Below are 25,841 nucleotides of genomic sequence, written 5' to 3' on the forward strand. Positions count from 1 at the left end.
TACCAGCCAGAGCATCCGCCCATCATAGTTATCGAGCGGTTAATCCCGCGACTGAAGGGCCGTAAACAACGACGCCGCAGCAGCGAATTCGCGGTAACGGCTTTCGCGTCGTGCTTGGGCTTCGGCATCCGTCCCCCAATGTTCGATTGTCCAGTCTTCATCGAGATGGGCAAGCGACCAGACATCGTCGAGATCAAAGGCGCCTTCGGCAAAGGCGAGACCGAGAATGGCCGACCCTGTCAGCGTCGTGACAACATTGATAGACGACAGGGCAAACGCGTTGCGATGCCGTTCCAGCGCCGCGGCGTATGCGGAGATGGCCTCAGATGGCTGAGCCTGGTGGATCACACCCTCTGCCAGAATGAAGCGGGCTGCATGCGCCTCGGCGATCCATGCCAGCACGGGGTCCCAGCGCGCAGCCTGGCGCTCAACGAGTTCCTTTGGGGCCTCGGCTCGGTAGCAAAGCATGTCCGAACCGGCAAAAAGAACGATCTCGTCAAAAACGGCATCAAGGCTCTGACTGACGGCGTCAATGGCGGTGTTGGACAGTCTCGTGATCGGCATGGTGCCAGGGTCAATCTCCTCGCCCTGCCCGGCCCATTCGGCAGCCACCAGTTCGGCAACCTCCAGGGTCGGCAGCACAAGGGCGTTCTTGGCCGGCGTCTTCACGGACTTGCCATCAAGCAGGATGGCGAAACCGCCCTCGTTCTCCCCGATCGTCACGTCTGTGTAGAACCGCTTCGGCAGCGGGCGTTTCATCTGGATCTGCGCCCGCCGGACAGGATCTGCGTGGCTGGGTTCCGGCACGAATGTGCCAAAGATGTCCTGGCTGAGTTCGTCACGCATGTCAGTCTCCTCGAGCATTTCCAGCAAAAGCGCCTTGTTGGGTTTGCGTCCGGAAATGCGAAACAACAATCAGATAGGGCATGTCGGGCGACCTTGCGCCACCCGAGACAGCCTAGTGAATATAGGCCAGAAGGTCGGCCGGTTGGGTCACGACGGCGTCGGCGCCGGCTTTCCAGAGGTCGTCGACGGCAGCATAACCCCAGGAAACGCCGATTGCTGTGGCGCCGGCAGCCTTGGCCATCTGCATGTCATAGATCGCATCACCAATCACGATCGTCTCGCGCGGTGCGATACCCGCCTCGGCACAGCATTCGGCGACCATGGCCGGATGCGGCTTCGAAGGGCAATCATCGGCGGTGCGGTTGAACAGGAAACGCTCCTTCAAGCCGTGCCCCTCCAGAATGATCTCGAGCCCACGCCTCGACTTGCCGGTCACGGCACCGAGCAAGATGTCGTCGCGGGCGATCAGCGTGTCGAGCACGGCGCGCATGCCGTCAAACATGGTTTCGCCAAAGCCGGACGTCTCGCGCACGTCTCGAAAGATCGATTTGTAGTGCGCCGCCATGGCAACAGCCTCATCGTCGGCATGGGGCTTGCCGTCCATGCGCGCGATGGCAATATCGAGCGTCAGTCCGATGATCGACTTTGTCGTCTCGAATGCCGGCTCCGGCTTGCCAAAGGCCATAAAGCTGTGGCGCATAACCTCATGGATCAGGCCTGCGCTGTCGACCAGCGTCCCGTCGCAATCAAAGAGAACCAGCTTCATTCGTCGTCCCTGTCACCATCGCGCTGGTCGAGGCCGAGCAGGTTCCAGGTCTGAACCATATGCGGCGACAGGGGTGCCGTGACCTTGAGACGCCCGCCATTGGGATGCGGCAGATCGATGGAGCGTGCATGCAGATGCAGACGCTTCTGCACACCGCCCGGAAAATCCCAGTTGTGGTCGTCGATGAAGTATTTCGGGTCGCCGATGATCGGATGGCCGATATGCAGCGCATGCAGGCGCAGCTGATGGGTGCGCCCCGTATAGGGTTCCATCTCCAACCAGGCGAGATTCTGGGCCGCGGTATCGATTACACGGTAATAGGAGACGGCGTGGTCGGCGCCCTCTTCACCATGACGGCAGACCCGCATGCGGTCGCCCTCGTCCGTCTGGTCCTTGACCACCCAGGTCGAGATCTTGTCTTCCAGCTTGCGCGGCACACCCTTGACCAGAGACCAGTAGATCTTCTTGGTGTCGCGCTCGCGGAAGGCCGCCGTCAGCTTCTGGGCGGCGCCACGCGTGCGGGCGACGACCAGGACGCCGGAGGTATCGCGGTCGAGGCGGTGCACGAGGCGCGGCTTTTCACCCCGCTTGCTGGTCCAGGCTTCCAGCATCTGGTCAATGTGACGGTTGAGGCCGGAACCGCCCTGCACAGCAAGGCCGGCGGGCTTGTTCAGCACGAAGACCTTTTCGTCCTCATGCAGCAGCATGCGCGACAGAAGTTCGTGGTCGTCACCATGTTTCAAGTCGTGACTGGCGATCGGGCCGGTCTTCTTGGCGTCGACATCCATGGGTGGAATGCGCACAACCTGACCGGGCTGAACTCGGGCATCTGTCTTAACGCGGCCGCCATCAACGCGGACCTGACCCGAGCGCAGCAGTTTCTGCAACGCACCGAAACCGAGGCCCGGGTAATGGACCTTGAACCAACGGTCGAGCCGCATGCCCGCCTCGTCAGCCTGGACGGTGATATGTTCGATGCCAGCCATCAGTCTTCTTTCATCCTTGCGGGCAAAGCCCTTCGTTCCGTGCCTTTAGTAGATTTCGGCCCTAAAGGGAAAGCGAAATGAGACAAAGGTCGCTCAGAACAGGCTACGCCCCAGGCTAAGACCTGAAAAGACGGCAGCAAAGGACAGCAAAAGACTGCCAGCGATATAGGCCATCCCCTGAAGTGCAGCCCCCCGCTCGACCAACGCCAGCGTATCCAGCGAAAAGGAAGAGAAGGTGGTGAAACCGCCGAGGAAGCCGACAATGAGCAGGAGCCGCAGTTCCATTGAGGCATCAAACTTGCGCGCAAACAGCTCTGCGAGAAAGCCGATCGCGAAGGAGCCGACAACATTGACCGTCAACGTTCCCCAGGGAAAGGCAGGCCCAAGCAGCCGCGTCATCGCCAATCCCGTCAGGTAGCGACACACGGAGCCCAAGGCGCCACCAAAGGCAACGAGCAGAACATTGAACATGAAGTCTCCGGCACAAAAGAGGACCAGAGCCTTCAAACCCCTGCCGCAGGTCGGCGTCAAGCCTTGGGCGCAGCAAGAAAGGTCCCGACAAAGGATTTGAGCGCCGCCCAATCGGTGAATTCGTGATCCTCGTCGGCATCCGTGGGAGCGTGTCTCTCTCTGGCCATGCGTTGCATCATCCAGCGCTTGAAGAAATCATATTCGCGGTACCGCAGGGCCCCGGCTGCGTGATGGGTCATGGCTGGCCGCCATCCGGTTTCTTCAACGAAATGATCGGCAAACCCTCTTGCCTCCTGACGCTCCGCCTCGACATCGCTTGCGATCAGAAGACTTACAGAAACGAAAGACGTCGGCACAGTGCTCAACCAGGGCACCTCTCGCATGACAAAGTCACGGAACACGGTCGGGTACTTCCCAGCATGGATCGGCGCACAGAGGATCGCGGCTTCGGGATGTCCAACGGCGTATTCCTCAAGTGAGGCGATGTCGAAAAGCAACGCCCTTTCTCCCGCAGCTTCAATCTCTCCAGCAATACTGTCTGCAATCTTGCGCGTCTGACCTTCAATCGAAACATAGCCAACCAATATCATCATCCAGACATCCTCCATGTGCGTCAGATGCAAAAAATGTAGCGCTGACGGCATGATAAGGACTTGATTCAGGACAAATCCGGAGGCGCAATCCTCGAAAATCATTGATTACAGATTTAATAAAACCGACCGGAACGACTTAAAGATGCATAGATAACCGCGTGTTATCCTAATATCATTACATAATATCTGGAAAACAACGATGACCCAGGTCGTGACAGTCTCAGCACATACCGCCGCCTATGCTATGGAGCCTGTAAAAGCACCACTGCGTACAGGAAGAACATCCTACGCGGAGGAACATACTCGACTGCTGGCCGAACAGGCATCGCAGAGCGAGGACCTACGGCTAAGGGCCCTGGTCAACGTGGTGCAGCCGCCAGCCCTCGCGCTCTACTTTCTGACGTCGAGCCAGAAGCGCTTCGAGCAATCCACACTGAAGGAAACCATCGAGGCCTACAAGAACTCGGTGACCTGACATAAAGCGGGGTCGTGACCCCGCCCCTTCGCGGCCCATGATGGCCGCGAATGTAAAGTCGTCGCCGATTTGCGATGGTTAGCGCGCCCCGACCGGCAGCATGACCTCAACCTGTCCTGCCTTTTCAAAGGTCAAGGTTACCGGAACGCTGTCACCTTGCCTGAAGGGCTTTACCACCTTGTAGAACATCATGTGCATGCCGCCCGGTGCCAGTTCGACGGTCTGACCGGCCGGAATTGTGATGCCATCCTTCAGCTGCCGCATCTTCATCACGTCACCCTGCATGCTCATTTCGTGAAGCTGAACTTCCCCCGCCTGCTCGGAGGTTGCTGACACGAGGCGGTCGTCAGCATCACCCTTGTTGGTCACGGTGATGAAACCACCGCCAACCGGCTGGCCGGGAAGCATCGCCTTGGTGAAACCGGCGGTCAGTTCGAGGTTGCCCAGGGTGACCGGTTCGAAGCCGCCCGGATTGGCATCCGCCATCTGCGCATCGTGACCCGCATGCGCAGCATGGGCTCCGTGCGCACCGCCAGCTGCGTCTGCAGTGGAAACCTGACCTTGGGAACTGTCGGCAGCATGCGCCGCATGACCCGCATGCTCATTTCCTTGCCCAACTTCGACCGCCAGCACAGGTGCCGGCCCCTTCAAGGCATGGGGATCCTGCCCCGGAGCGGCAATCTCGGTCCAGGCAACCTTGGCATTGGCACCACACAATTGCACGGTGGGGAAAGCAAGGCCGGTTGCCGGATCGCCGGCTGCGACTTTGCCGTAGACGACAAACGTATCGTAGAAATCGTCCGGCAACTCGCCATTCTTAAAGCGGATCTCCACCGGACCAGAGGTTATCGCCTTGCCGTGATTGTCGTAGCTTTTCTGGTAGTCGCCAGTGATGATTTCAATCTCCCAGCCAGGCTTGACCATCGGCTTAGCGGAAATGAAGCCTTCCGGCAGCTTGATCTGAACCTCATTGGTCGCCTTGCCGTCACAGCCATGCGGTACCTGCAGGGTGGCGGCGACGTAAGAGCCGATCTTGACCGGCTGATTGGCAAAGCTTGCATGCGCCAGAGCGGCCGTCGAGGATGCCAGCGTCAGCATGGCAGTTGCGAAAATAACCTGGGTTTTCATGGATATCTCTCCGTGCCGCGCCTCGTGGGCCAGCGGCGATACTGTCTTTTCAAGGTGAAGATCAGATCAGGCGGATAGCGGGGGCCCCCGGGAGCGCGGCTGCTCGGAGGCTTGAGGGACATACGGACGAGCCTCAGCGGCATCGGCCTTGCCAAGGCTCTGGAATGCGGAGATGAGCCAGCCATCACAAGGCACCGGCAAAAGCACGGCGCCGGCCAACCGGCACGCCTCACAATCACCGGTCTGGTGGCTTCGGGTATGGCCGCGATCTGCAATGCACAGATCTGCAAAGGTGCCATCTGGCAGACTATAGGCAGCGGACTGGAAATCAGTCGCAATTGCCGCTGGCGTGCGATGGGCAAAACCCACCGACAGGAAGACCATGGCGCACAGAATGCGCAGGATCTTTGCCGCAGGGTGTGACTTCGTCTTCATCGCCGTCCTCGTCTCGACGTCTGCTTTAGCGCGATGCTTGGCCGAAGCCAAGCGACGAGATGCCGCGTGGGTATGGAAAGGCTAACCACCATTCAGCGATACTCCCGCAGGCGGCTATGGCGCTGACACGACAAAAATCTGCTCGTGAGCGACGCGCCCCCTTGCCAAGTCACCCCGCAACCGGATAATGCCGCCAAGACCTTGTTGGGAGAAACCGGTTCAATCCGGTGCCGAAGGAGCAACCGCCCCGGAAACTCTCAGGCAAAAGGACCACAAGGCGTCGACTGCACTCTGGAGAGAGGCCCGTTTCCAACGCGGGCCAAGCCGAAGGGATAACAATCTCAGGCACAAGGACAGAGGGGGCTCATGAACCGGCACAACCGTGCCCAGACTTGAGCAAGCGCGTGAGCGCGAACCCGGAGGCGACGTCTTGGACGATCAGACCCAACTGAAACGCACCCCCCTTTACGATTTTCATGTGTCGCTCGGCGCCAAGATGGTGCCCTTTGCCGGCTACGACATGCCGGTGCAGTATCCGGCCGGCGTACTAAAGGAACATCTGCACACCCGCGCTGCAGCCGGCCTCTTCGACGTTTCCCATATGGGTCAGGTCGAACTCGTCGCTGCCTCCGGCACCTATGAGGACGCGGCCAAGGCGCTGGAAACGCTGGTTCCCGTCGATATCCTTGGCCTCAAGAACCGACGCCAGCGCTATGGCTTCTTCACCGACGACAATGGCGGCATTCTCGACGATCTGATGATTTCGCGGCTCGGCGAGCGCCTGCTGGTCGTCGTCAATGCTGGCTGCAAAGATGCGGATATCGCGCATCTCAGGGCGAAGCTTCCGGCAGGCGTCAAGGTTCTCGTGCATGACGACCGCGCGCTACTTGCCCTGCAGGGGCCGAAGGCGGAAGCAGTTCTAGCAACGCTCAACCCTGATGTCGCCGCCATGAAGTTCATGGATGTTCGCGAGCTTGCCCTGGGCGACATCCCTGTCCTGGTGTCACGCACCGGCTATTCCGGCGAGGATGGTTTCGAGATCTCGGTGCCCGAAGACCGCGCCACCGACCTTGCCAAGGCGCTGCTCGACAACCCGGACTGTCAGCCAATTGGCCTCGGCGCACGCGATTCGCTGCGGCTCGAGGCCGGTCTCTGCCTCTATGGCAATGACATCGACACCACCACGTCGCCAGTCGAAGCCTCGATCGAATGGGGCATCCAGAAGGTCCGTCGTTCGGGCGGCGCCCGCGAGGGCGGCTTTCCAGGTGCCGAGCGCATTCTCGGAGAGCTCGAGAATGGCGTTTCCCGCCGCCGCGTCGGGTTGAAGCCCGAGGGCAAGGCACCCGTGCGCCCACCGGCAAAGCTCTTTGCCGATGCGGACGGCTCAATCGAAATCGGTCACGTGTCCTCCGGCGGTTTCGGTCCCAGTGCCGAGGGGCCGATCGCCATGGGTTATGTACCGACGGAGATGGCCGAGGCCGGCACGCAGGTTTTCGCTGAGGTGCGTGGCAAGTATCTGCCCCTCACCGTCACGGCTCTGCCCTTTGTAACCCCAACCTACAAACGCTGACACGATGAACTTGCATTGTGCTGCCCCTCATCCCCCTGCCGAATGAGAGGCAAGTGCGCAGCATCGACACACCGACAAACACACGAGAGGAACAAACAATGTTGAAATTCACTGCAGAACACGAATGGCTGAAGATTGAAGACGGCGTTGCCACCGTCGGCATTACCACCCATGCCGCAGGCCAGCTCGGCGATCTCGTCTTCGTCGAACTGCCGGAGGAAGGTGCAAGCTTCAAGAAGGACGGCACCGCTGCGACCGTCGAGAGCGTCAAGGCTGCCTCCGACGTCTACTGCCCGCTCGATGGCGACGTGGTCGAGATCAATCAGGCGATCGTCGACGATCCGTCGCTGGTCAATTCCGATCCGGAAGGGGCTGCCTGGTTCTTCAAGCTGAAGCTCGCGAACCCCGCTGACGCCGACGCCCTGCTCGATGAGGCCGCCTACAAGGAGCTGATCGCGTAATGACCACGGAATTTCAGTTCACGGATTACGATCCTTACGATTTCGCCAATCGTCGTCATATCGGCCCTTCGCCGGCCGAAATGACCGAGATGCTCAAGGTGATCGGCTACCACACGCTCGACGAGCTGATCGATGCGACGGTTCCCGCCTCAATCCGCCAGACGGTCCCGCTCACCTGGAGCCAGGCGATGACCGAGCGCGAGGCCCTCGACAAGCTGCGCGAGACCGCCAACAAGAACCTGGCTCTGACCTCGCTGATTGGCCAGGGCTATTACGGCACCATCACGCCGCCGGTTATCCAGCGCAATATTCTGGAAAACCCGGCCTGGTACACAGCTTACACGCCCTACCAGCCGGAAATCAGTCAGGGCCGCCTCGAGGCACTCCTCAACTTCCAGACCATGGTGACGGATCTGACCGGTCTCGACGTGGCCAATGCCTCGCTGCTGGATGAAGCGACCGCTGCTGCCGAAGCCATGGCACTCTGCCAGCGCAGCGCCAAGACCAAGGCGACCGGCTTCTTTGTCGACAAGGACTGCCACCCACAGACCATCGCCGTCATCCAGACCCGCGCCGAGCCGCTCGGCTGGACCGTTACCGTCGGCGACCCCTTCACCGATCTCGACCCAACCGAAGTCTTCGGCGCGATCTTTCAGTATCCGGGCACGCACGGTCATGTCCGTGACTTCTCCGGCCTGATCGCCCGTCTGCACCAGACCGGCGCGCTCGCCGCTGTCGCCGCCGACATCATGGCGCTGCTGCTCTTGAAGTCCCCCGGTGAAATGGGTGCCGATATCGCGATCGGTTCTACCCAGCGCTTCGGCGTTCCCATGGGTTACGGCGGCCCGCATGCGGCCTATATGGCGGTCAAGGACGCGATCAAGCGCTCCATGCCCGGCCGTCTCGTCGGCGTGTCCGTCGATGCGCGCGGCAACCGCGCCTATCGCCTGTCGCTGCAGACCCGCGAACAGCATATCCGCCGCGAAAAGGCGACGTCGAACATCTGCACAGCGCAGGTTCTGCTCGCCGTCATGGCCTCGATGTATGCCGTCTTCCATGGTCCCAAGGGCCTGAAGGCAATTGCCCAGCAGGTGCATCAGAAGACGGTCATCCTGGCCAAGGGCTTGGAGAAGCTCGGCTACAGGATAGAGCCTGAAACCTTCTTCGATACAATCACTGTCGAAGTCGGCCATATGCAGGGCCTCGTGATGCGCGCGGCTGTCGCCGAAGGTGTGAACCTGCGCAAGGTCGGCGAGACCAAGGTCGGCATTTCGCTCGACGAGCGCAGCCGTCCAGCCACACTCGAAGCCGTCTGGCGTGCTTTCGGCGGCAGTTTCAAGGTCGAAGACTTCTCTGCAGACTATCGCCTGCCGAAAGATCTGCTGCGCACCAGTGACTACCTCACGCATCCGATCTTCCACATGAACCGCGCCGAAAGCGAGATGACCCGCTATATCCGCCGGCTCTCGGACCGCGACCTTGCGCTCGACCGGGCCATGATCCCGCTCGGCTCCTGCACGATGAAGCTGAACGCCACAGCAGAAATGTTGCCGATCACCTGGCCGGAATTCTCCGACATCCACCCCTTCGCGCCGGCCGATCAGACGCTTGGTTACAAGGAGATGATCGACGATCTCTCGGAGAAGCTCTGCGCGGTCACAGGCTATGACGCAATTTCGATGCAGCCGAATTCGGGTGCGCAAGGTGAGTACGCGGGACTTCTGACGATCCGCGCCTATCACCTGTCGCGGGGCGACACGCATCGCACCGTCTGCCTGATCCCGACGTCTGCGCATGGCACCAACCCGGCTTCCGCCCAGATGGTCGGCATGACGGTTGTGCCGGTCAAGTCGAAGGAAAACGGCGACGTCGATCTCGACGACTTCCGCGCCAAGGCGGGACAGCATGCAGACAACCTCTCCTGCTGCATGATCACCTATCCTTCCACGCATGGCGTGTTCGAGGAGACGGTGCGCGAGATCTGCGAGATCACCCATCAGCATGGCGGTCAGGTCTATCTCGACGGGGCCAATATGAACGCCATGGTCGGCGTATCCAGGCCCGGCGACATCGGCTCTGACGTCTCCCACCTCAACCTGCACAAGACCTTCTGCATCCCGCATGGCGGCGGTGGTCCGGGCATGGGTCCGATCGGCGTCAAGGCGCATCTCGCGCCCTTCCTGCCAGGCCATGTGTCGACCGATGGTCGTCCGGGTGCGGTCTCGGCTGGCCCTTACGGATCGCCGTCGATCCTGCCGATCAGTTGGTCCTACTGCCTGATGATGGGTGGCGAAGGCCTGACGCAGGCAACCAAGGTCGCGATCCTCAACGCCAACTACATTGCGGCGCGGCTGAAGGGTGCCTATGACGTGCTTTACACGTCGGCCTCGGGTCGCGTGGCGCATGAATGCATCATCGACACCCGCCCTCTGCAGGCCTCCGCCGGTGTCACCGTCGACGACGTCGCCAAGCGGCTGATCGACTGCGGCTTCCACGCACCGACCATGAGCTGGCCGGTTGCCGGCACGCTGATGATCGAGCCGACGGAATCGGAGACCAAGGCCGAAGTCGATCGCTTCTGCGATGCGATGCTGGCGATCCGCGAGGAAGCCCGCGACATCGAAGAAGGCCGGATGGACAAGGCCAACAATCCGCTGAAGAACGCCCCGCATACGGTGGAAGACCTCGTCGGCCAATGGGATCGTCCCTATAGCCGCGAACAGGCCTGCTACCCGCCAGGCGCCTTCCGGGTGGACAAGTACTGGTCGTCGGTCAACCGCGTCGACAATGTCTATGGCGACCGCAACCTGGTTTGCACCTGCCCGCCGATGGAAGCCTACGCGGAAGCTGCCGAGTAACGGCCAGCCCTCAAATCGCCTCCTGAACGCCGCCCTTGAGGCGGCGTTTTTCATTTGTGATTACACACCGACAAACCCTGTGATGGAACGGAATGCTCGGGCGCCCGTTCTTCAACCTGTCCAACACAGGAGAACAGACATGCGCAATACTCTTATCCTCGCTGGTGCAGCGGCACTCATGACGCTCTCGGCGTCGGCCAATGCGCAGGAAACTGTCATCATCCAGCAGGCTCCGGTCGCCACTCAGTCGACCATCGTGGTGCCGGCACCGGTCGAAACCTATGTCATGCAGCGCGAAGTGCGCTCGGTGCCTTACGAAGGTGACGTGCTGATCGGCCGTGTCATTGAAGACCCGGTCGAGCTCTATCCCGTCGATGGTTATGAGGGTTATGCATACACCGTGGTCAATGATCGACGCGTGATCGTCGATCCACAGACCCGTCAGATCATCCAGATCGTCGAATGACGGTTGCAGGAGTTTGATCTTTGAGAGCCCGGCGCACCGCGCCGGGCTTTTCTTAGAGCCAGCGTCCCTTTCCGTCCCGAAACGGAGCAGGCCGGCAACCGCATCCACTTTCTGGCAAGACTGTTTTTTCAGACTTTCCTAATGGTGACCCGCTAATACTGCTTCTTGGAAACGCCAGTTGCAGGATCAGCCAATGAGCCTTTCGGCCGTCATGGGAATTTCCCTCTCCGGGATGCAGGCGCAGCAGACACGGCTGGCCGCCACAGCGAACAATATCGCCAATGTCTCGACACCCGGCTACAATCGGCTAGAGACCAAGTTTTCGTCCGTCGAAGGCGGCGGAGTGAGGGCAAGTGTTGAGCCCTCGGGTGGCGCGATCTCCGCCGAGGCCTCCAATGTCGATCTCACCACGGAGATTCTGTCTGTGATGACTGCAGAGACGGCCTTCAAAGCCAATGCTGCCGTCTGGGAAACCGGTGCCGACATGTGGGATATGTTGAAGACCATCGTCCGCGACTGATTCGTCTGCAGTTTGCACCTGCCTCATCCTCCTCCCGCCGGACCCGAGATGCATTTGAGACGAAGGAAGCAGGACCACCCCTCCGGGTTCAAACTGTCGACAGCCCAAAAAAAGCAGCGGGCATGGTATCTGCTGCGTACGATTTGCGCGCATCCGGCTTGAAAGCACCATCTTCGTGAGACCAAATCAGACGGTTGCCACCGTTTGCCCACAGGATGAGCCATGTTCGACCCGTATATCGATAGTCTCAGCAAACTCGTCATGTCTGCCGAGCGTGTGTCTCGTGCACAGTTCGACGCCTCCTTCCAGCACGCCCTCGCCGAAGCACTCAGCCCTGTCGTCACGAATGATTATGTCGATGATTGCATCGAACTCATCACTCTCGCCGTAGACGACCTTTTTGCTGCAGACACAGCCCAGGATGTCGCCCGCAATCACATACTCTGCGGCATCGAGGCATTGAGGGACGAATTGGCCTTGTGCGAGCGTAAGGACATGCCGAGGCGTCTCGCCGCCGGCATGTGACCGATCTCAACCGTGGCGAATGCTTGAAGACGCCTCTAGAGCCGTTGCGCTTGTTGCAAGCGATACCATTTCGAGCAAGTGGTCGAGAAACAACGTCTCTTCACTGAGAGGCTCCTTCAGCGAGACACTGTGGATGATTTCTCTCAAGCTACGAACCTGCTCCCCGACGATTGAACGTACGTAGATATCCGAGGATGGAAACTGGGCGTTCTTCATCTCATTCTCCTGCCATTCTGTGGTATTCGACAATGCCGTGCATTTCATCGGCATAGGGAAGCCTTCTCAGAGCGCCCATGCCGAAGGGATTTCCGGGCGAAAGTTCAAGGTCGAGAACGCTGCCCGTGATTGCGTAGAGTTCGTGGTGCTTCAACAGCCCCCGCGCGGAAGGCTTTGCGCTGATCGGCACAATCAATGAGCCATCAAGCACGCTGGGTGCGGCAAGCGGCATCACATCCCAGCCGGTGCTGACCAGAAGATTGACCAGTTTGGGGTGCGTCTGGACGATCAACTGATCGATCCCCGCAACGAGGCAATATTCGAGCACACCAGTCATCAGGATATGCGAGAGCGGCACATTGGCGATCCGCGCGTCCGAGACCGCAGCGATACAGCGCGTCCACTCATAGATCCGATTGCCACGGGGCCACTCCGCGCCATCCATCAAATGAGGATAGACATCCGAGAGAAGATGCGGCCCCATTGTCGGCAGCAGGCGACTGTAGCCCCCAACCTCGCCATCGATGAGAAGCGGAAGATGAATGGCATCGGGCGTATCGAACTGATCGATTTCCCGCCCATCAGGACGGCGGATGGCCGTCCAGCCGAGACGCTCGACAAACTGCGCATGCCGGAAGCGCCAGATCTTCTCCATCAGCTGATGATTGGCCCCACCGTGGGAACCGAGGATCGTCACCAACATGTCCCATACCTCTCAATTTTGAGAGAGAATGCTTCAGGCATGGCACGATCCAAATAGGCCGTTTCGCCTACTTAACGAATGATGCCGAGTCGTATCGCCTCGGCAATCAGTTGCGCACGATTGACACTATTCAACCTGCGGCTTGCAGACGCAACTTCATGCTGGACGGTTTTCTCCGAGATGCCGAGAATCTGGCCGATTTCCCAGTTCGTCTTACCCGCTGCACACCACATGATTACCTCACGCTCGCGCGGGGTAACCTTCAATGCTGCGGCCATGCGACGGGTATCGGGCTCCGCCATGAAGGCGCGAAGCTTGTTGTGTGCATAGATCGAGATGATCTGAAGCGCACCCCTTTGCGCATCCGAGAGGTCAACCTTGCGGGCCCCGAAGGTGACGATGGCCTGAAAACCGCCGACGGAGTGCAGAGGAACGCTGTAGCCGTCCATCATTCCGAACTCCGTCGCCTCGTTCATGACCTTTCGGGCTGTCCGGGAGAGCGGCTCCGTGGCAAGGGCCTCGGACCATACAAAGGCCTCGTCCGACATGCGAGTCCGGTGGATCACCGGGTCCACATGCACATAGTTTTCGTTGACATAGCGCTCAAACCACTCTTCCGGCCAGGCACTCAGCATGAAGTATGGGTCAATCCGCTCATTTGGCAGCGGAATACCCGAAATAGCATAGCAGTCCATCCCGAAGGCGTCTGCTGCCCGGCCAAGACTGGACAGGACTGCCGCCTTGTTACTCGCGTTCGCACATTCCGAAATGAAATCGAACATGGCATTCGCTGCCACTTGCCGCCCCACCATTGTCGCCCCCGACACAAGTACAGAAAATAGCTTTCAGGTTCACGCTAGCACACGTGTCGGAATGCTGCATTAGCGACCTACGGTATCCCTGCAATTTAAGGGGAAATCATCGTGTGAGTGAAAACAGATCACCCACGGCACTGTCTGGCGCGACTTATGCCTGCTCGGCTTGCCGCCGTTCCGCAAGATCGGCCAGATCCGCGGCTTTCAGTTCTACCGATTCACCGCAACCGCAGGCCGAGGTCTGGTTCGGATTGTGGAAGGTAAAGCCTGAGCGCAAGGTCGTGGTTTCGAACCCCATCTCGGTACCCAACAGATAAAGCACGGCTGCCGGGTCAATCCAGACCGTAGCACCATCCTTTTCGATGCGGTCGTCACGGCCGTTAGGCTCGGTCACCAGATCGATGGTGTACTCCATCCCGGCACAGCCACCCTTCTTGATACCGACCCGGATACCCTTGGCATCGGGACCGGAATGCTCGACGATCGCTTTTACGCGTGCGGCCGCCGCATCGCTGAGGGTCATCACTTGAAAGGCCATCGGCACTACTCCATCAACCACCGGGTTCAAGGTCCGGCGTTTCTCCGCGCAATGTAAGAGACCAGCCTCGTTGGTTCAATAGCGTAGGCGCGCATCCACGAACGGGTTTCCCGTCTCCCCCAGGTCCACGCAGGTCATCGTGATCAATCCGTGGGCAAGCCGGATATTTTCTAAAACACGCTTGTTATCAGAAGCTTGGATCCCCGGTTGCAGCCGGGGCGCATTTGACCACGATCAAAAATGACGCAGCGTGCAGAGGAGATGGATGCAAACACGAGCAAAGACGCCGACTTTCGCGAAAATTTTGACCATTCGGTAAAATATTTTCCGACAAAAAATCCAATACATTGATTCTATTATTCTTTTCAGATTGGCACGCCATTTGCTTCGTTATCTGCGAACAAAAACGGCGCTTAGCGCGCCTCCAGAAGCGGAGAACAGGATATGGAAATCGGCGTCTTCATCCCGATCGGCAATAATGGCTGGCTTTTGTCGGAGAATGCCCCGCAGTACAAACCGAGCTTCGCGCTGAACAAGGCGATCACGCTGAAGGCCGAATCCTACGGTTTCGACTTCGCGCTCTCGATGATCAAGCTGCGCGGATTCGGCGGCAAGACAGAGTTCTGGGACTACAATCTCGAGAGTTTCACGCTGATGGCCGGCCTTGCCGCCGTCACGTCAAAGATCAAGCTTTTTGGCACCGCCGCCACCCTCATCATGCCCCCGGCCATCGTTGCGCGCATGGCAACGACGATTGATTCGATCTCCGGCGGCCGGTTCGGGGTCAATCTGGTCACCGGCTGGCAACGTCCGGAATACAGCCAGATGGGGCTGTGGCCCGGCGACGATTATTTCTCCGACCGCTATGAATATCTGACCGAATACACGACCGTTCTGAAAGACCTGCTCACCACCGGCCGATCGGATCTCAAGGGCAAGCATTTCCAGATGGATGATTGCCAAATGAAACCGATCCCGGAAGGCGATGTGAAGCTGATCTGCGCCGGCTCTTCCAATGCCGGCATGGCCTTCTCTGCCCAGTTCGCCGACTACAGCTTCTGCTTTGGCGTCGGCGTGAACACGCCCAAGGCCTTCGCCCCTACCAATGAACGCCTGCTCGCCGCCACCGAAAAGACGGGTCGCGACGTGCGCTCCTTCGTTCTGACCATGGTGATCGCCGAAGAAACGACCGAAGAGGCCTTCGCCAAGTGGGAGCACTACAAGGCAGGTGCCGACGAGGAAGCCATCAAATGGCTCGGCCTGCAGAGTGCGGTCGACACAAAATCCGGTTCCGACACCAATGTCCGGCACATGGCGAACCCGGTGTCTGCGGTCAACATCAACATGGGCACGCTGATTGGCTCCTATGCGGAAGTCGCCGCCATGCTTGACGAGATGAGCGAAGTTCCGGGCACTGGCGGCGTGATGCTCACCTTCGACGACTTCCTTGAGGGGGTCGAGAAGTTCGGCAAGTTTGTACAGCCGCTGATGAAGAGCCGTGCGCACGTCAACCAGATGCTGGAGGCCGCCGAATGAGCGAGGCCGTTGTTGCAGGCTATCAGCCACGCCCGGAGCTGACCAAGAGCGTCACGCTTCCGGCCCGTCCCGAGCCGATCACGCTCAAGCCATCGGAAACGGCCGTCGTCGTGGTCGACATGCAGAATGCCTATTCGACCGAAGGCGGTTATGTCGATCTTGCCGGCTTCGACATTTCTGGGGCCAAGGGCACGATCGCGAACATTCAGAAGACGGTTGAGGCGGCACGGGCTGCCGGCGTGCTGGTCGTCTATTTCCAGAACGGTTGGGACAAGGATTATGTCGAGGCTGGCGGCCCAGGCTCGCCCAACTGGCACAAGTCGAATGCACTGAAAACCATGCGCGCACGGCCAGAACTGCAGGGGCAACTGCTTGCCAAGGGCACCTGGGACTATGCGATCGTCGACGAGCTGCAGCCGCAGCCGGGCGACATCCTGGTGCCGAAGAGCCGCTACTCCGGCTTCTTCAACACCAATATGGACTCGGTGCTCAGAGCCCGTGGCATCCGCAACCTCGTCTTTGTCGGCATTGCCACCAATGTCTGTGTCGAAAGCTCGCTGCGCGATGCCTTCCACCTCGAATATTTCGGCGTGATGCTCGAGGACGCGACCCATCACCTCGGCCCGGACTTCATCCAGCAGGCGACCGTCTACAATGTCGAAAAGTTCTTCGGCTGGGTGGCGACCGTCAGCGACTTCTGCGGCGCGATCGGACAGGCAGCCCCTGCCGACGCCGCTTGATACCATCACCATTCAACAAACGGAGAGAGTGAGAATGCCCAAGACCATCGTCGTTCCCGAAGGCACATCCAAGCCGCTTGCCCCCTATTCACCCGGCACGCTTGCCGATGGCATCCTCTATGTCTCGGGAACGCTTCCCTTCGACAAGAACAACAATGTCGTGCATGTCGGCGATGCGGAGGCCCAAACCCGGCATGTGCTGGAGACGATCAAGTCCGTCATCGAAACCGCCGGCGGAACCATGCAGGACGTCACGATGAACCATATCTTCGTCACTGACTGGGCCAACTACCAGGCGGTGAACAAGGTCTATGCCGAATACTTCCCCAGCAACGAACCGGCCCGCTACTGCGTGCAGTGCGGCCTGGTGAAGCCGGATGCGCTCGTCGAGATCGCGACGGTCGCGCATATCGGGAAGAAGTGAGTTCAACCGCTTCCCCTCCCCAACCCCTCCCCACAAGGGGGAGGGGCTAAGTCAGCCTCAGTGATGCAACGGTCAACCTCCCTGCAGGTGCATATTGTGTGGCTGTTACGGTGCCGCGGATTAAGCCCCTCCCCCTTGTGGGGAGGGGTTTGGGGCGGGGTTCTTCATTCTGAAACAAGAGCATTCCATGCATTACGACATCCACGGCCTCACCTCTCCCGATGCGCCGACCATCCTGCTCTCGTCTGGCCTCGGCGGCTCTGGTGGCTATTGGGCACCGCAAATCCCTGCCCTGTCCGAACGGTTCCGCGTGATCACATACGACCATCGTGGCTGCGGAAAGACGGGTGGCTCAGTTCCTGAAGTCGGTGGCATTGCAGCCATGGCGGACGACGTGCTCGAGATCGTCGAGACGCTTGAGCTCAAGAAATTCCACTTCATGGGCCATGCGCTGGGCGGTCTGATCGGGCTGGATCTGGCGCTGCGCCGTCCGGAACTGATCGAAAGTCTCGTGCTGATCAATGCCTGGAGCAAGGCAGATCCGCATTCCGGACGTTGCTTCGACGTGCGCATTGCGCTGCTCGAAAACGCCGGTGTCGAGGCTTTCGTCAAGGCACAGCCGCTCTTCCTCTATCCGGCCATCTACATGGCGGAAAACCCGGAAAAGATGGCGACGGAAGAGGCGCATGCGCTCGCCCATTTCCAGGGGCGCGACAATATACTGCGCCGGATTGCGGCACTGCGCGCCTTTGATGTCGACGGCCGTCTCGGCGAAATCCAGGCACCGACGCTGGTCATTGCCACCCGCGACGACCTGCTCGTCCCCTATTCGCGGTCGCTGCGCCTCGCAGAAGGGCTGCCGAACGCAAATCTCGTGCTGACCGTCGCCGGTGGACACGCCGTGAACGTCACCTACCCCCAACAATTCAACCGTGCGGTAATCGACTTCCTGTCGACCCTCGAACACACCTGAAGGAAACGCCCATGTTGGCCACCAAGACCATCACCCCCGTTGCCTCCGTGTCGGAAGGCGTCTCGCCGGAGAAAAGTGCCACCTATCGGAACGGCATGGCCCGCCTCGCCGCAGCCGTGACCATCGTGACGACGGATGGCCCCGGCGGTCGCGCCGGCTTTGCAGCAACGGCCGTCACCAGCGTTTCGGACAATCCGCCAACGCTTCTCGTCTGCCTCAACAAGGGTAGTTCAGCCTATCCCGCCGTCAGCGCCAACGGGTTTGTCGCGGTCAACGTTCTCTCGGCAGAACACGAATCCGTCAGCCGGCTTTTTGGCGGCAAGACGCCCGTCGACGAGCGCTTCGCCGCTGCCACCTGGGAGACCACAGAGACCGGCACGCCGCGCCTTACAGATGCCCTCGTCTCCTTCGAATGCCGGATCACGGAAGTGCATGACGGCAGCACGCATGACGTTTTGTTCTGCGAGGTTCTCGACGTCACCACCCGTGAGGACGGCCAGGCGCTCGTCTATTTCGACCGGGCCTATCGCACAGTCTAAATAGCTGTACCTAAACGCAAAACGGCCCGCTCAAAGCGGGCCGTTTCGTTGATCGCCTAATTGTCTCAATACCAGCCGACGGCGACCTGCGCCTCTTCGGACATGCGGTCCGGCGTCCATGGCGGATCGAAGCTCATTTCGACTTCGACGCCCGACACGCCTTCGACCGAACCGACGGCATTTTCGACCCAACCCGGCATTTCGCCGGCGACCGGGCAACCCGGAGCGGTCAGGGTCATGACGATCTTCACCGTGCGGTCGTCCTCGATGTCGATCTTGTAGATCAGGCCGAGTTCGAAGATATCGGCGGGGATTTCCGGATCATAGACGGTCTTCAGCGCCGCAACGATGTCATCCGACAGGCGCGCCACCTCTTCCGGCGGGATCGCCGTGTTGATGATGCCTTCGCGGACGTCTGGCTTGGTTTCGGTATCGCTCATGATATTCATTCCTCAGGCGAAGAAGCTGCGGGCGTAATCCAGCGCGTCCGCCAGCGCGTCGACTTCTTCCCTTGTGTTATAGAGACCGAAGGACGCCCGGCAAGTGGAGGTCACGCCGAAACGTGCCAGAAGCGGCTGGGCGCAATGGGTTCCGGCGCGAACGGCCACGCCGCGACGGTCGATCATGGTCGAGACATCATGCGCATGAATGCCGGCGAGTTCGAAGGAGAAGATCGCTCCTTTGCCGGGTGCATTGCCAATGATCCTCAGCGAATTGATCGCCGAGAGGCGCTCATGCGCATAGGCGCGTAGGCTTTCCTCATGGGCGGCGATGTTCTGGCGGCCTAGCGTTTCCATATAGTCGAGCGCATAGCCGAGCCCGATCGCCTGGACGATCGGCGGCGTGCCGGCCTCGAAGCGATGGGGCGGCTCGTTATAGGTGACGCTATCTTCGGCGACCTCAATGATCATCTCGCCGCCGCCCATGAAGGGGTCCATGTCGCGAAGCCGGTCCATCTTGCCCCAGAGCACGCCGATGCCCGAGGGACCGTAGAGCTTGTGGCCGGTCACGGCATACCAGTCGCAGCCAAGATCCTGGACATCGACGGGCATGTGGACTGCCCCTTGAGAGCCATCGACCATAACGGCGATGCCACGATCATGCGCGATACGGCAGACCTCCTTGATCGGCACGACGGTACCAAGCGCGTTCGACATATGGGTGATCGCGATCAGCTTGGTGCGCTCGGTCAGTGAGGCTTCGAAGGCCTCCATGTCGAAGGCACCGTCATCGGTCACGGGTGCCCAGACGAGCTTGGCGCCCTTGCGTTCCCGGAGGAAATGCCAGGGCACGATGTTGGAGTGGTGTTCCATGATCGAGAGCACGATCTCGTCGCCCTCGCCGATATGCTTCATGCCCCAGCCATAGGCGACCGTATTGATCGCCTCGGTCGAGGACTTGGTGAAGATCACCTCATCGATCGAGGGGGCATTCAGGAAGCGGCGCACCTTTTCGCGTGCCGCCTCATAGGCATCCGTCGCGGCGTTTGACAGGAAATGCAGGCCCCGATGCACATTCGCATATTCGTTAGAGTATGCGTGGCTGATAGCGTCGATTACCAGCCGCGGCTTCTGGGCCGAGGCGGCATTGTCGAGATAGACCAGCTTCTTGCCGTAGACCTCGCGCGACAGGATCGGGAAATCCTGGCGCACGGCCTCGACGTCATATCCTGTCCGAGCCGCGATCGTGTCAGCCATGATGCTCCAGCCAGTCGGTGATGATTTCTTCCAGGGCTTCGACGAGCGGCTCGTTTTCGAGCTCCTCGACGATTTCGGCAACGAAGCCGTTGATCAGCAGGGCGCGGGCCTGCTTTTCCGGAATGCCGCGCGACATCAGGTAATAGAGATGGCTCTTCTCGATGTCGGCAACGGTGGCACCATGGGCGCACTGCACGTCGTCGGCGAAGATTTCGAGCTCGGGCTTGACCGAGAATTCGCAATCATCCGACATCAGCAGCGTGTTGCAGGCCATGCGGGCGTCGGTCTTCTGCGCATCCGGGGCGACCCGGATCATGCCCTGGAAGACGCCGCGTGCACGATCGAAGACTACGTTGCGGATCACTTCCGTCGAGGTGGTATTCGGCACATCATGGCCGAGCGTCATGGTGACGTCTGTATGCGTGTCACCGCCGAGCAGGTTGACGCCACGCAGCATGAAATCGGAGCCTTCGCCAACCGTCTTCACATGCACTTCCTGACGCACCAACTTGCCACCGGCATTGATGATGAACAGACGGAACTTGGCATCCGTGCCGAGTTCAACACGGATTTGACCCAAATGGGTATCCGCATCGCCTTCGCCCTGAAGAATGATCCAGGTGATCTCCGCACCTTCGCCGAGCTTCAGATCGGCGACGACGGAGGCAAGGGCCGCAGAACCGCTCTGGCCGATGTGGCGCTCGACCACGGTTGCCTTCGAGGACTTGCCGAAGTTTGCCGGGAAGCGCATGTGTAGCTGGCCGGCAGCATGCACCGACTGCAACTCGATCGGCGCTTCGATCTCAGCATCATCGGCCACTTCAAGCGTGTAACCGTCGCGCACAAAGGCGCCATTGATGCGACCGATCGTATCGTCGCCGTTAAACGCCGTGAGCCCCTCGGCGGCCGTTCCGCTCGACAGGGCGTCACGATAGACAGAAACGCTCAAGCCCTCCGGCAAGGCGGCCGGCATCTGCCCCACGCCCTGCAGGACGTTCAGCACGGTCGCGCCTGCGACCAGCGGATTGGCCGCCTTGGCGATTGCCTGCGGTTCATCGACGGGAAGCGTGCGCAACAGCGCTTTGAGGTCCGTATAGTGGAAGGTCTCGACGCGGCGCGTCGGCAGGCCCTGACGCTTCAGGGCATCGAACAGGCCGTCACGCTTTTGCAGAACGGCGCCGTCGCCGGGCAGGCTGCCGATCTGGTGGGTATAGGCGTCGATGAGCTGGGTCTCGGCTGTGGTGAGCCGGTTGGCCGCTTGCAAAGTCATCGTTGCAACTCCTTCAAACTTGAGAGCCCTTAGGCTGCCTGACCGGTGATGTCGGCATAGCCGTTGGCTTCAAGTTCAAGCGCAAGATCCTTGTCGCCCGACTTGATGATCTGGCCCTTGTAAAGAACATGGACGCTGTCCGGCACGATGTAGTCGAGCAGGCGCTGGTAGTGGGTGATTACCACGGTTGCGCGATCCGGGCGCTTCAGGGCGTTCACGCCGTCGGCGACGATCTTCAGCGCGTCGATGTCGAGGCCGGAATCGGTCTCATCGAGGATGCACAGCTTCGGCTCGAGCAGCGCCATCTGCAGGATTTCGGCGCGCTTCTTTTCACCGCCGGAGAAGCCGACGTTCAGCGGACGCTTCAGCATGTCAGGGTTGATCTTCAATTCAGCCGAGGCTTCCTTGACGCGGCGGATGAAGTCCGGTGTCGTCAATTCGGCTTCGCCGCGCGCCTTCCGCTGCGAGTTCATCGCCACTTTGAGGAACTGCATGGTGGCCACACCCGGGATTTCGACCGGATACTGGAAGGCGAGGAAGATGCCCTTGGCGGCGCGCTCGGCCGGGTCGAGTTCGAGAATGCTCTCGCCGTTGTAAAGGATGTCGCCTTCGGTGACTTCATAGTCTTCCCGGCCCGACAGGATGTAGGACAGTGTCGACTTACCCGAACCGTTCGGGCCCATGATGGCGGCGACTTCGCCGGCCTTTACGGTCAGGTTCAGGCCACGGATGATTTCGGTGCCGTCTTCGGCGATGCGGGCATGGAGGTTTCTGATTTCAAGCATGACTGTCTTCCTGTCCATCGGGCGGTTCAAGGGCCGCCTGTCGTTTCCTGTTGCGCCTTCGGCGCCTGTTCAATTCCGTCATCCTCGGGCTTGTCCCGAGGATCTACTGCCGTTTCAGTTATAGTCCGACCATTGCGAAGAACTCGGATGCGGTGAATAGACGTTCTGGATCTCGTAAATCCGGTCGTAGAGATCGAGCCATGTCGGGTTTAGCCCTTCGATCAGCTTGATCTTCCAGTCCCGCAGATAGCGCTTCAGAGACTTCTCTCGTCGGATCGCGAGGACGATGTTCGGATGCTGCTCGAACCACACCAAAAGCTTCGCATTGTATCTGGACGTAAAACCTTCCCTCACTTCATTCCGGTGTTCCCAGATGCGCCCCTGCAGGTCGCTGGTCACACCGGTGTAAATCACACCACGTGGCTTGTCCGACATCATGTAAACGAAGCCGGACATCGCGCATCAGCCTTGCCGGCAGCAGATCCTCGGGACAAGCCCGAGGATGACGACCGCACGTGGCTGATCGCACCGTTCCATCAGCCGACCGAACCCTCCAGCGAGATGTTGATCAGCTTCTGCGCTTCAACCGCAAATTCCATCGGCAGCTGCTGGATGACGTCGCGGACGAAGCCGTTGACGATGAGCGCGATCGCCTCTTCTTCCGGGATGCCGCGCTGCATGGCGTAGAACTTCTGGTCCTCGGAGATCTTCGAGGTCGTTGCCTCGTGCTCCACCTTGGCCGTCGAGTTCTTCACCTCGATGTAAGGAACGGTGTGCGCGCCGCAGGTGTCACCGATCAGGAGCGAATCGCAATTGGTGAAGTTGCGGGCGTTTTCCGCCTTGCGGTGCATCGAGACCTGGCCTCGATAGGTGTTCTGCGACACGCCGGCCGAGATACCCTTGGAGATGATCCGGCTCTTGGTGTTCTTGCCGAGATGGATCATCTTGGTGCCGCTGTCGACCTGCTGATGGCCGTTGGAGACGGCGATCGAGTAGAACTCGCCCTGGCTGTCGTCGCCGCGCAGGATGCAGGACGGATATTTCCAGGTGATGGCCGAGCCGGTCTCGACCTGGGTCCAGGAGATCTTCGAGCGCGCACCACGGCAATCGCCACGCTTGGTGACGAAGTTGTAGATGCCGCCCTTGCCGTCCTTGTCGCCGGGATACCAGTTCTGGACCGTCGAATACTTGATCTCGGCATCATCGAGCGCCACGAGTTCGACGACGGCTGCATGCAGCTGGTTTTCGTCGCGCTGGGGTGCCGTGCAGCCTTCGAGATAGGAGACGTAGGCGCCTTCTTCTGCGATGATCAGCGTGCGCTCGAACTGGCCGGTGTTCTTCTCGTTGATGCGGAAATAGGTGCTGAGTTCCATCGGGCAGCGAACGCCCTTTGGAATGTAGACGAAGGAACCGTCGGTGAAGACCGCGCAGTTCAGCGTCGCATAGTAGTTGTCGGTGACCGGAACGACCGAGCCGAGATACTTCTTCACCAGATCGGGATGCTCGCGCACCGCTTCCGAGATCGACATGAAGATCACGCCGGCCTTTTTCAGTTCTTCCTTGAAGGTCGTGACAACCGAAACGGAATCGAAGACGGCATCCACGGCGATCTTCGAGGTCTGGACGCCGGCGAGGATTTCCTGCTCGCGCAGAGGGATACCGAGCTTTTCATAGACCTTCAGCAGTTCCGGATCGACGTCGTCGATCGAGGTCGGACCCGCCGTGCTCTTCGGCGCGGCATAGTAGTATATGTCGTTAAAGTCGATCTTCGGGTAGTCGACACGGGCCCAGGTGGGCTCTTCCATCGTCAGCCAGCGCTTGTAGGCGTCGAGGCGCCATTCCAGCATCCATTCCGGCTCGTTCTTTTTTGCCGAAATGAAGCGGACGATGTCTTCCGACAGGCCCTTCGGGGCCTTGTCGACTTCAATCATGGTTTCAAAACCGTACTTGTACTGGTCGACGTCAATCTGGCGGACCTGATCGATCGTTTCCTGCACAGCAGCCATGGTCGTTCTCCAATCTTGCCGGGCCAAATTCCGGCAGCTTGTTAACGTTGGGCGGGTGACCCGCCCTACTTAAGGTTCCCGAGCCATCTTTTCACCCCTTTTGGCAAGGGAAAAAGGACGGCTCACCCAGAATTCCGTCGCGTCAGGCGGCTTGGCCTGCCATCCGCCGTCTCGCCGCGATCTTGGCGAATGTCGCGACAAAGCGCTCCATTTCCGCCTCAGTGGTCTGCGGGCCAAGCGACAGGCGCAAGGCACCGGTTGCAGCATCCTCGCCCATGGCCGTCAGCACATGGCTCGCGCCGACCTTGCCCGAAGAGCAGGCGGAACCGGCCGAAAGCGCAATGCCCTCAAGGTCGAATGCGATCTGCCCGGTCTCGGCCTTGAGGCCCGGCAGATGAAAAAAGCATGTGTTGCCGACACGCTCGACATCGCGGCCATAGATGACTGTGTCCGGCGCTACGGCGAGCATGGCGGCCTCTGCTCCATCCCGCAACTCGGCCATTGAGGCGCTGCGCGCGGAAAGTCCATCGGCCATGTGGGCTGCCGCCGCACCAAACCCTACGATGGCGCCCAGGTTTTCGGTTCCGGCCCGGTGCCCCTTTTCCTGGCCACCGCCCCGCACCAGTGGCTCCGGCATCAGCGTTTCGCCCCGCGAGACGAGCGCACCAACACCCTTCGGACCGCCCAGCTTGTGCGCCGACAGGATCAGGAAGTCTGCGCCGAGTTCGGCGATCGAGACAGGCAGTCGCGCAACAGCTTGCACGGCATCCACAACCAGCAAGCCACCAAACTTCTTTACGATGGCGGAGGCTTCCCGGATTGGCTGGACGATACCCGTTTCATTGTTCACCAGCATGATCGCGACGAGCGGAAGGCCTTTTGCCACATCGTGCCGAGCAAGCGCATCGGAGAGCGCTTCAAGATCGATAACGCCAGACCGCGTCACTGGCAGAGATGTCACACTGTCGGCCGCGAAACGTCCGCCAGCGCGCACCGCCGGATGCTCGATGGCAGAGACGTAGAGTGCGCCGATCGAGATCGACGCCTTTCCCATCTTGTAAACGGGCGACAGGACATGGTTCGCCGCTTCGGTGGCGCTTGCGGTAAAGGTCACATGGGCCGGCTCTGCACCAACGAGTGCAGCAACGCTGCGCCGCGCCTTCTCAACAATCGCGCGCGCGGCGCGCCCTTCCGCATGCACAGAGGATGGATTGCCGGGCATGGCCAGCGCCTCGAGCATGGCATCGCGGGCGCACGGCAAAAGCGGTGCGGTCGCGTTCCAGTCGAGATAGATGCGCTCTGCAGCCATGCTGCCCTCAGGCCCCCTGATATTACCGGCGTATTTTCCTTGAAATTTCGGCCGGGCATGTCCTATGACACCTTCACCCCGGATGGAACGCCATCCAGTTTCGAACGGTTCTAAACTTTGTTCTAGAAAAGCTGACTGGCGTCGTCAAGTCAGCTTTCTAATTTGATGTTGACGAACCGCAAAAATTGTC

The 25,841-nt window shown here is 60.0% G+C and carries 30 protein-coding genes and 1 riboswitch; of the genes, 12 read left to right on the top strand and 18 right to left on the bottom strand.

The features are described from left to right. Positions 1-39: 39 nt before the first annotated feature. From IP76_RS19625 to IP76_RS19645, 5 genes are all read right to left on the bottom strand, one after another. The gene (locus IP76_RS19625; protein ID WP_054160019.1) at positions 40-846 is read right to left on the bottom strand and encodes an ATP12 family chaperone protein; all 807 of its coding nucleotides are present in this window, start codon (positions 844-846) and stop codon (positions 40-42) included. 112 nt (positions 847-958) lie between these two features. After that, a complete protein-coding gene (locus tag IP76_RS19630; RefSeq protein ID WP_054159934.1) occupies positions 959-1,612 on the bottom strand; it encodes an HAD-IA family hydrolase in 654 nt (217 codons plus the stop codon). Further along, entirely contained in the window at positions 1,609-2,598 is a 990-nt protein-coding gene (locus tag IP76_RS19635) for an RluA family pseudouridine synthase (RefSeq protein ID WP_054159935.1), read from the bottom strand. The genes IP76_RS19630 and IP76_RS19635 overlap by 4 nt, the downstream gene beginning before the upstream one ends. Before the next feature lie 93 nt (positions 2,599-2,691). After that, a complete protein-coding gene (crcB, locus tag IP76_RS19640) occupies positions 2,692-3,069 on the bottom strand; it encodes a fluoride efflux transporter CrcB (RefSeq protein ID WP_054159936.1) in 378 nt (125 codons plus the stop codon). Between the two features lie 56 nt (positions 3,070-3,125). Beyond that, positions 3,126-3,764: a flavodoxin domain-containing protein gene (locus tag IP76_RS19645; RefSeq protein ID WP_245281516.1), complete on the bottom strand. Its 639-nt coding sequence runs from the start codon at positions 3,762-3,764 to the stop codon at positions 3,126-3,128. A 109-nt stretch (positions 3,765-3,873) separates the two neighbouring features. Between IP76_RS19645 and IP76_RS19650 the strand changes: the two genes are divergently transcribed. After that, positions 3,874-4,137: a hypothetical protein gene (locus tag IP76_RS19650; RefSeq protein WP_245281517.1), complete on the top strand. Its 264-nt coding sequence runs from the start codon at positions 3,874-3,876 to the stop codon at positions 4,135-4,137. A gap of 78 nt (positions 4,138-4,215) precedes the next feature. Here IP76_RS19650 and IP76_RS19655 read toward each other — a convergent pair whose 3' ends face one another. Together IP76_RS19655 and IP76_RS19660 are read right to left on the bottom strand one after the other, a co-directional pair. Further along, positions 4,216-5,265 carry a copper chaperone PCu(A)C gene (locus tag IP76_RS19655; protein ID WP_054159938.1) on the bottom strand — a complete coding sequence of 350 codons (1,050 nt, stop codon included), beginning with the start codon at positions 5,263-5,265 and terminating at the stop codon, positions 4,216-4,218. A gap of 66 nt (positions 5,266-5,331) precedes the next feature. Beyond that, on the bottom strand, positions 5,332-5,700 hold the full coding sequence (locus tag IP76_RS19660) for a hypothetical protein (RefSeq protein WP_054159939.1): 369 nt from the start codon (positions 5,698-5,700) through the stop codon (positions 5,332-5,334). A 195-nt stretch (positions 5,701-5,895) separates the two neighbouring features. Then, positions 5,896-5,983, top strand: a riboswitch (glycine riboswitch). A gap of 147 nt (positions 5,984-6,130) precedes the next feature. Between IP76_RS19660 and gcvT the strand changes: the two genes are divergently transcribed. From gcvT to IP76_RS19690, 6 genes are all read left to right on the top strand, one after another. After that, a complete protein-coding gene (gcvT, locus tag IP76_RS19665; RefSeq protein ID WP_054159940.1) occupies positions 6,131-7,270 on the top strand; it encodes a glycine cleavage system aminomethyltransferase GcvT in 1,140 nt (379 codons plus the stop codon). 98 nt (positions 7,271-7,368) lie between these two features. After that, positions 7,369-7,731, top strand: a complete 363-nt coding sequence (gene gcvH, locus IP76_RS19670) for a glycine cleavage system protein GcvH (RefSeq protein WP_054159941.1) — start codon at positions 7,369-7,371, stop codon at positions 7,729-7,731. Beyond that, positions 7,731-10,589 carry an aminomethyl-transferring glycine dehydrogenase gene (gcvP, locus tag IP76_RS19675; RefSeq protein WP_054159942.1) on the top strand — a complete coding sequence of 953 codons (2,859 nt, stop codon included), beginning with the start codon at positions 7,731-7,733 and terminating at the stop codon, positions 10,587-10,589. The genes gcvH and gcvP overlap by 1 nt, the downstream gene beginning before the upstream one ends. Before the next feature lie 139 nt (positions 10,590-10,728). Further along, entirely contained in the window at positions 10,729-11,055 is a 327-nt protein-coding gene (locus IP76_RS19680) for a DUF1236 domain-containing protein (RefSeq protein ID WP_054159943.1), read from the top strand. A 193-nt stretch (positions 11,056-11,248) separates the two neighbouring features. Then, a complete protein-coding gene (locus tag IP76_RS19685; RefSeq protein ID WP_054159944.1) occupies positions 11,249-11,575 on the top strand; it encodes a flagellar basal body rod protein FlgC in 327 nt (108 codons plus the stop codon). 222 nt (positions 11,576-11,797) lie between these two features. Next, the gene (locus tag IP76_RS19690) at positions 11,798-12,100 is read left to right on the top strand and encodes a hypothetical protein (protein WP_054159945.1); all 303 of its coding nucleotides are present in this window, start codon (positions 11,798-11,800) and stop codon (positions 12,098-12,100) included. Between the two features lie 6 nt (positions 12,101-12,106). Here the strand turns inward: IP76_RS19690 and IP76_RS19695 are convergent, their stop codons facing one another. From IP76_RS19695 to sufA, 4 genes are all read right to left on the bottom strand, one after another. After that, entirely contained in the window at positions 12,107-12,316 is a 210-nt protein-coding gene (locus IP76_RS19695; RefSeq protein WP_054159946.1) for a hypothetical protein, read from the bottom strand. 1 nt (position 12,317) lies between these two features. Continuing rightward, complete coding sequence (locus IP76_RS19700; RefSeq protein ID WP_054159947.1) at positions 12,318-13,019, bottom strand: acyl-homoserine-lactone synthase; 702 nt, start codon at positions 13,017-13,019, stop codon at positions 12,318-12,320. Between the two features lie 71 nt (positions 13,020-13,090). After that, on the bottom strand, positions 13,091-13,831 hold the full coding sequence (locus tag IP76_RS19705; protein ID WP_054159948.1) for a LuxR family transcriptional regulator: 741 nt from the start codon (positions 13,829-13,831) through the stop codon (positions 13,091-13,093). A gap of 154 nt (positions 13,832-13,985) precedes the next feature. Continuing rightward, positions 13,986-14,372, bottom strand: coding sequence for a Fe-S cluster assembly scaffold SufA (sufA, locus tag IP76_RS19710; RefSeq protein ID WP_054160021.1), 387 nt, complete (start codon positions 14,370-14,372; stop codon positions 13,986-13,988). A 444-nt stretch (positions 14,373-14,816) separates the two neighbouring features. On the opposite strand from sufA, the gene rutA reads away from it, so the two are divergent. The 5 genes from rutA to IP76_RS19735 all read left to right on the top strand — a co-directional run bounded on the left by rutA (position 14,817) and on the right by IP76_RS19735 (position 18,584). Beyond that, complete coding sequence (rutA, locus tag IP76_RS19715) at positions 14,817-15,908, top strand: pyrimidine utilization protein A (protein WP_054159949.1); 1,092 nt, start codon at positions 14,817-14,819, stop codon at positions 15,906-15,908. Further along, positions 15,905-16,648: a pyrimidine utilization protein B gene (rutB, locus tag IP76_RS19720; RefSeq protein WP_054159950.1), complete on the top strand. Its 744-nt coding sequence runs from the start codon at positions 15,905-15,907 to the stop codon at positions 16,646-16,648. The genes rutA and rutB overlap by 4 nt, the downstream gene beginning before the upstream one ends. A 34-nt stretch (positions 16,649-16,682) precedes the next feature. Next, positions 16,683-17,072, top strand: a complete 390-nt coding sequence (rutC, locus tag IP76_RS19725) for a pyrimidine utilization protein C (protein WP_054159951.1) — start codon at positions 16,683-16,685, stop codon at positions 17,070-17,072. Between the two features lie 187 nt (positions 17,073-17,259). Further along, positions 17,260-18,045, top strand: coding sequence for a pyrimidine utilization protein D (gene rutD, locus IP76_RS19730; RefSeq protein WP_054159952.1), 786 nt, complete (start codon positions 17,260-17,262; stop codon positions 18,043-18,045). An 11-nt stretch (positions 18,046-18,056) separates the two neighbouring features. Next, entirely contained in the window at positions 18,057-18,584 is a 528-nt protein-coding gene (locus tag IP76_RS19735; RefSeq protein WP_054159953.1) for a flavin reductase, read from the top strand. A 65-nt stretch (positions 18,585-18,649) separates the two neighbouring features. Here IP76_RS19735 and IP76_RS19740 read toward each other — a convergent pair whose 3' ends face one another. The 7 genes from IP76_RS19740 to IP76_RS19770 form a co-directional block, all read right to left on the bottom strand. Then, a complete protein-coding gene (locus IP76_RS19740) occupies positions 18,650-19,024 on the bottom strand; it encodes an SUF system Fe-S cluster assembly protein (RefSeq protein ID WP_054160022.1) in 375 nt (124 codons plus the stop codon). 12 nt (positions 19,025-19,036) lie between these two features. Then, entirely contained in the window at positions 19,037-20,281 is a 1,245-nt protein-coding gene (locus IP76_RS19745; protein WP_054159954.1) for a cysteine desulfurase, read from the bottom strand. Further along, on the bottom strand, positions 20,274-21,551 hold the full coding sequence (gene sufD / locus IP76_RS19750) for a Fe-S cluster assembly protein SufD (protein WP_054159955.1): 1,278 nt from the start codon (positions 21,549-21,551) through the stop codon (positions 20,274-20,276). Before sufD ends, IP76_RS19745 begins: the two co-directional genes overlap by 8 nt. Before the next feature lie 29 nt (positions 21,552-21,580). Next, the gene (gene sufC / locus IP76_RS19755) at positions 21,581-22,336 is read right to left on the bottom strand and encodes a Fe-S cluster assembly ATPase SufC (RefSeq protein WP_054159956.1); all 756 of its coding nucleotides are present in this window, start codon (positions 22,334-22,336) and stop codon (positions 21,581-21,583) included. A 114-nt stretch (positions 22,337-22,450) separates the two neighbouring features. Further along, the gene (locus tag IP76_RS19760; RefSeq protein ID WP_054159957.1) at positions 22,451-22,792 is read right to left on the bottom strand and encodes a GIY-YIG nuclease family protein; all 342 of its coding nucleotides are present in this window, start codon (positions 22,790-22,792) and stop codon (positions 22,451-22,453) included. A gap of 80 nt (positions 22,793-22,872) precedes the next feature. Further along, positions 22,873-24,342 carry a Fe-S cluster assembly protein SufB gene (sufB, locus tag IP76_RS19765; RefSeq protein WP_054159958.1) on the bottom strand — a complete coding sequence of 490 codons (1,470 nt, stop codon included), beginning with the start codon at positions 24,340-24,342 and terminating at the stop codon, positions 22,873-22,875. Between the two features lie 142 nt (positions 24,343-24,484). Next, complete coding sequence (locus tag IP76_RS19770; RefSeq protein WP_054159959.1) at positions 24,485-25,651, bottom strand: cysteine desulfurase family protein; 1,167 nt, start codon at positions 25,649-25,651, stop codon at positions 24,485-24,487. Positions 25,652-25,841: the final 190 nt, after the last annotated feature.

It is taken from the genome of Rhizobium sp. AAP43, assembly GCF_001296045.1.
In the GTDB taxonomy this organism is placed as follows: domain Bacteria; phylum Pseudomonadota; class Alphaproteobacteria; order Rhizobiales; family Rhizobiaceae; genus Allorhizobium.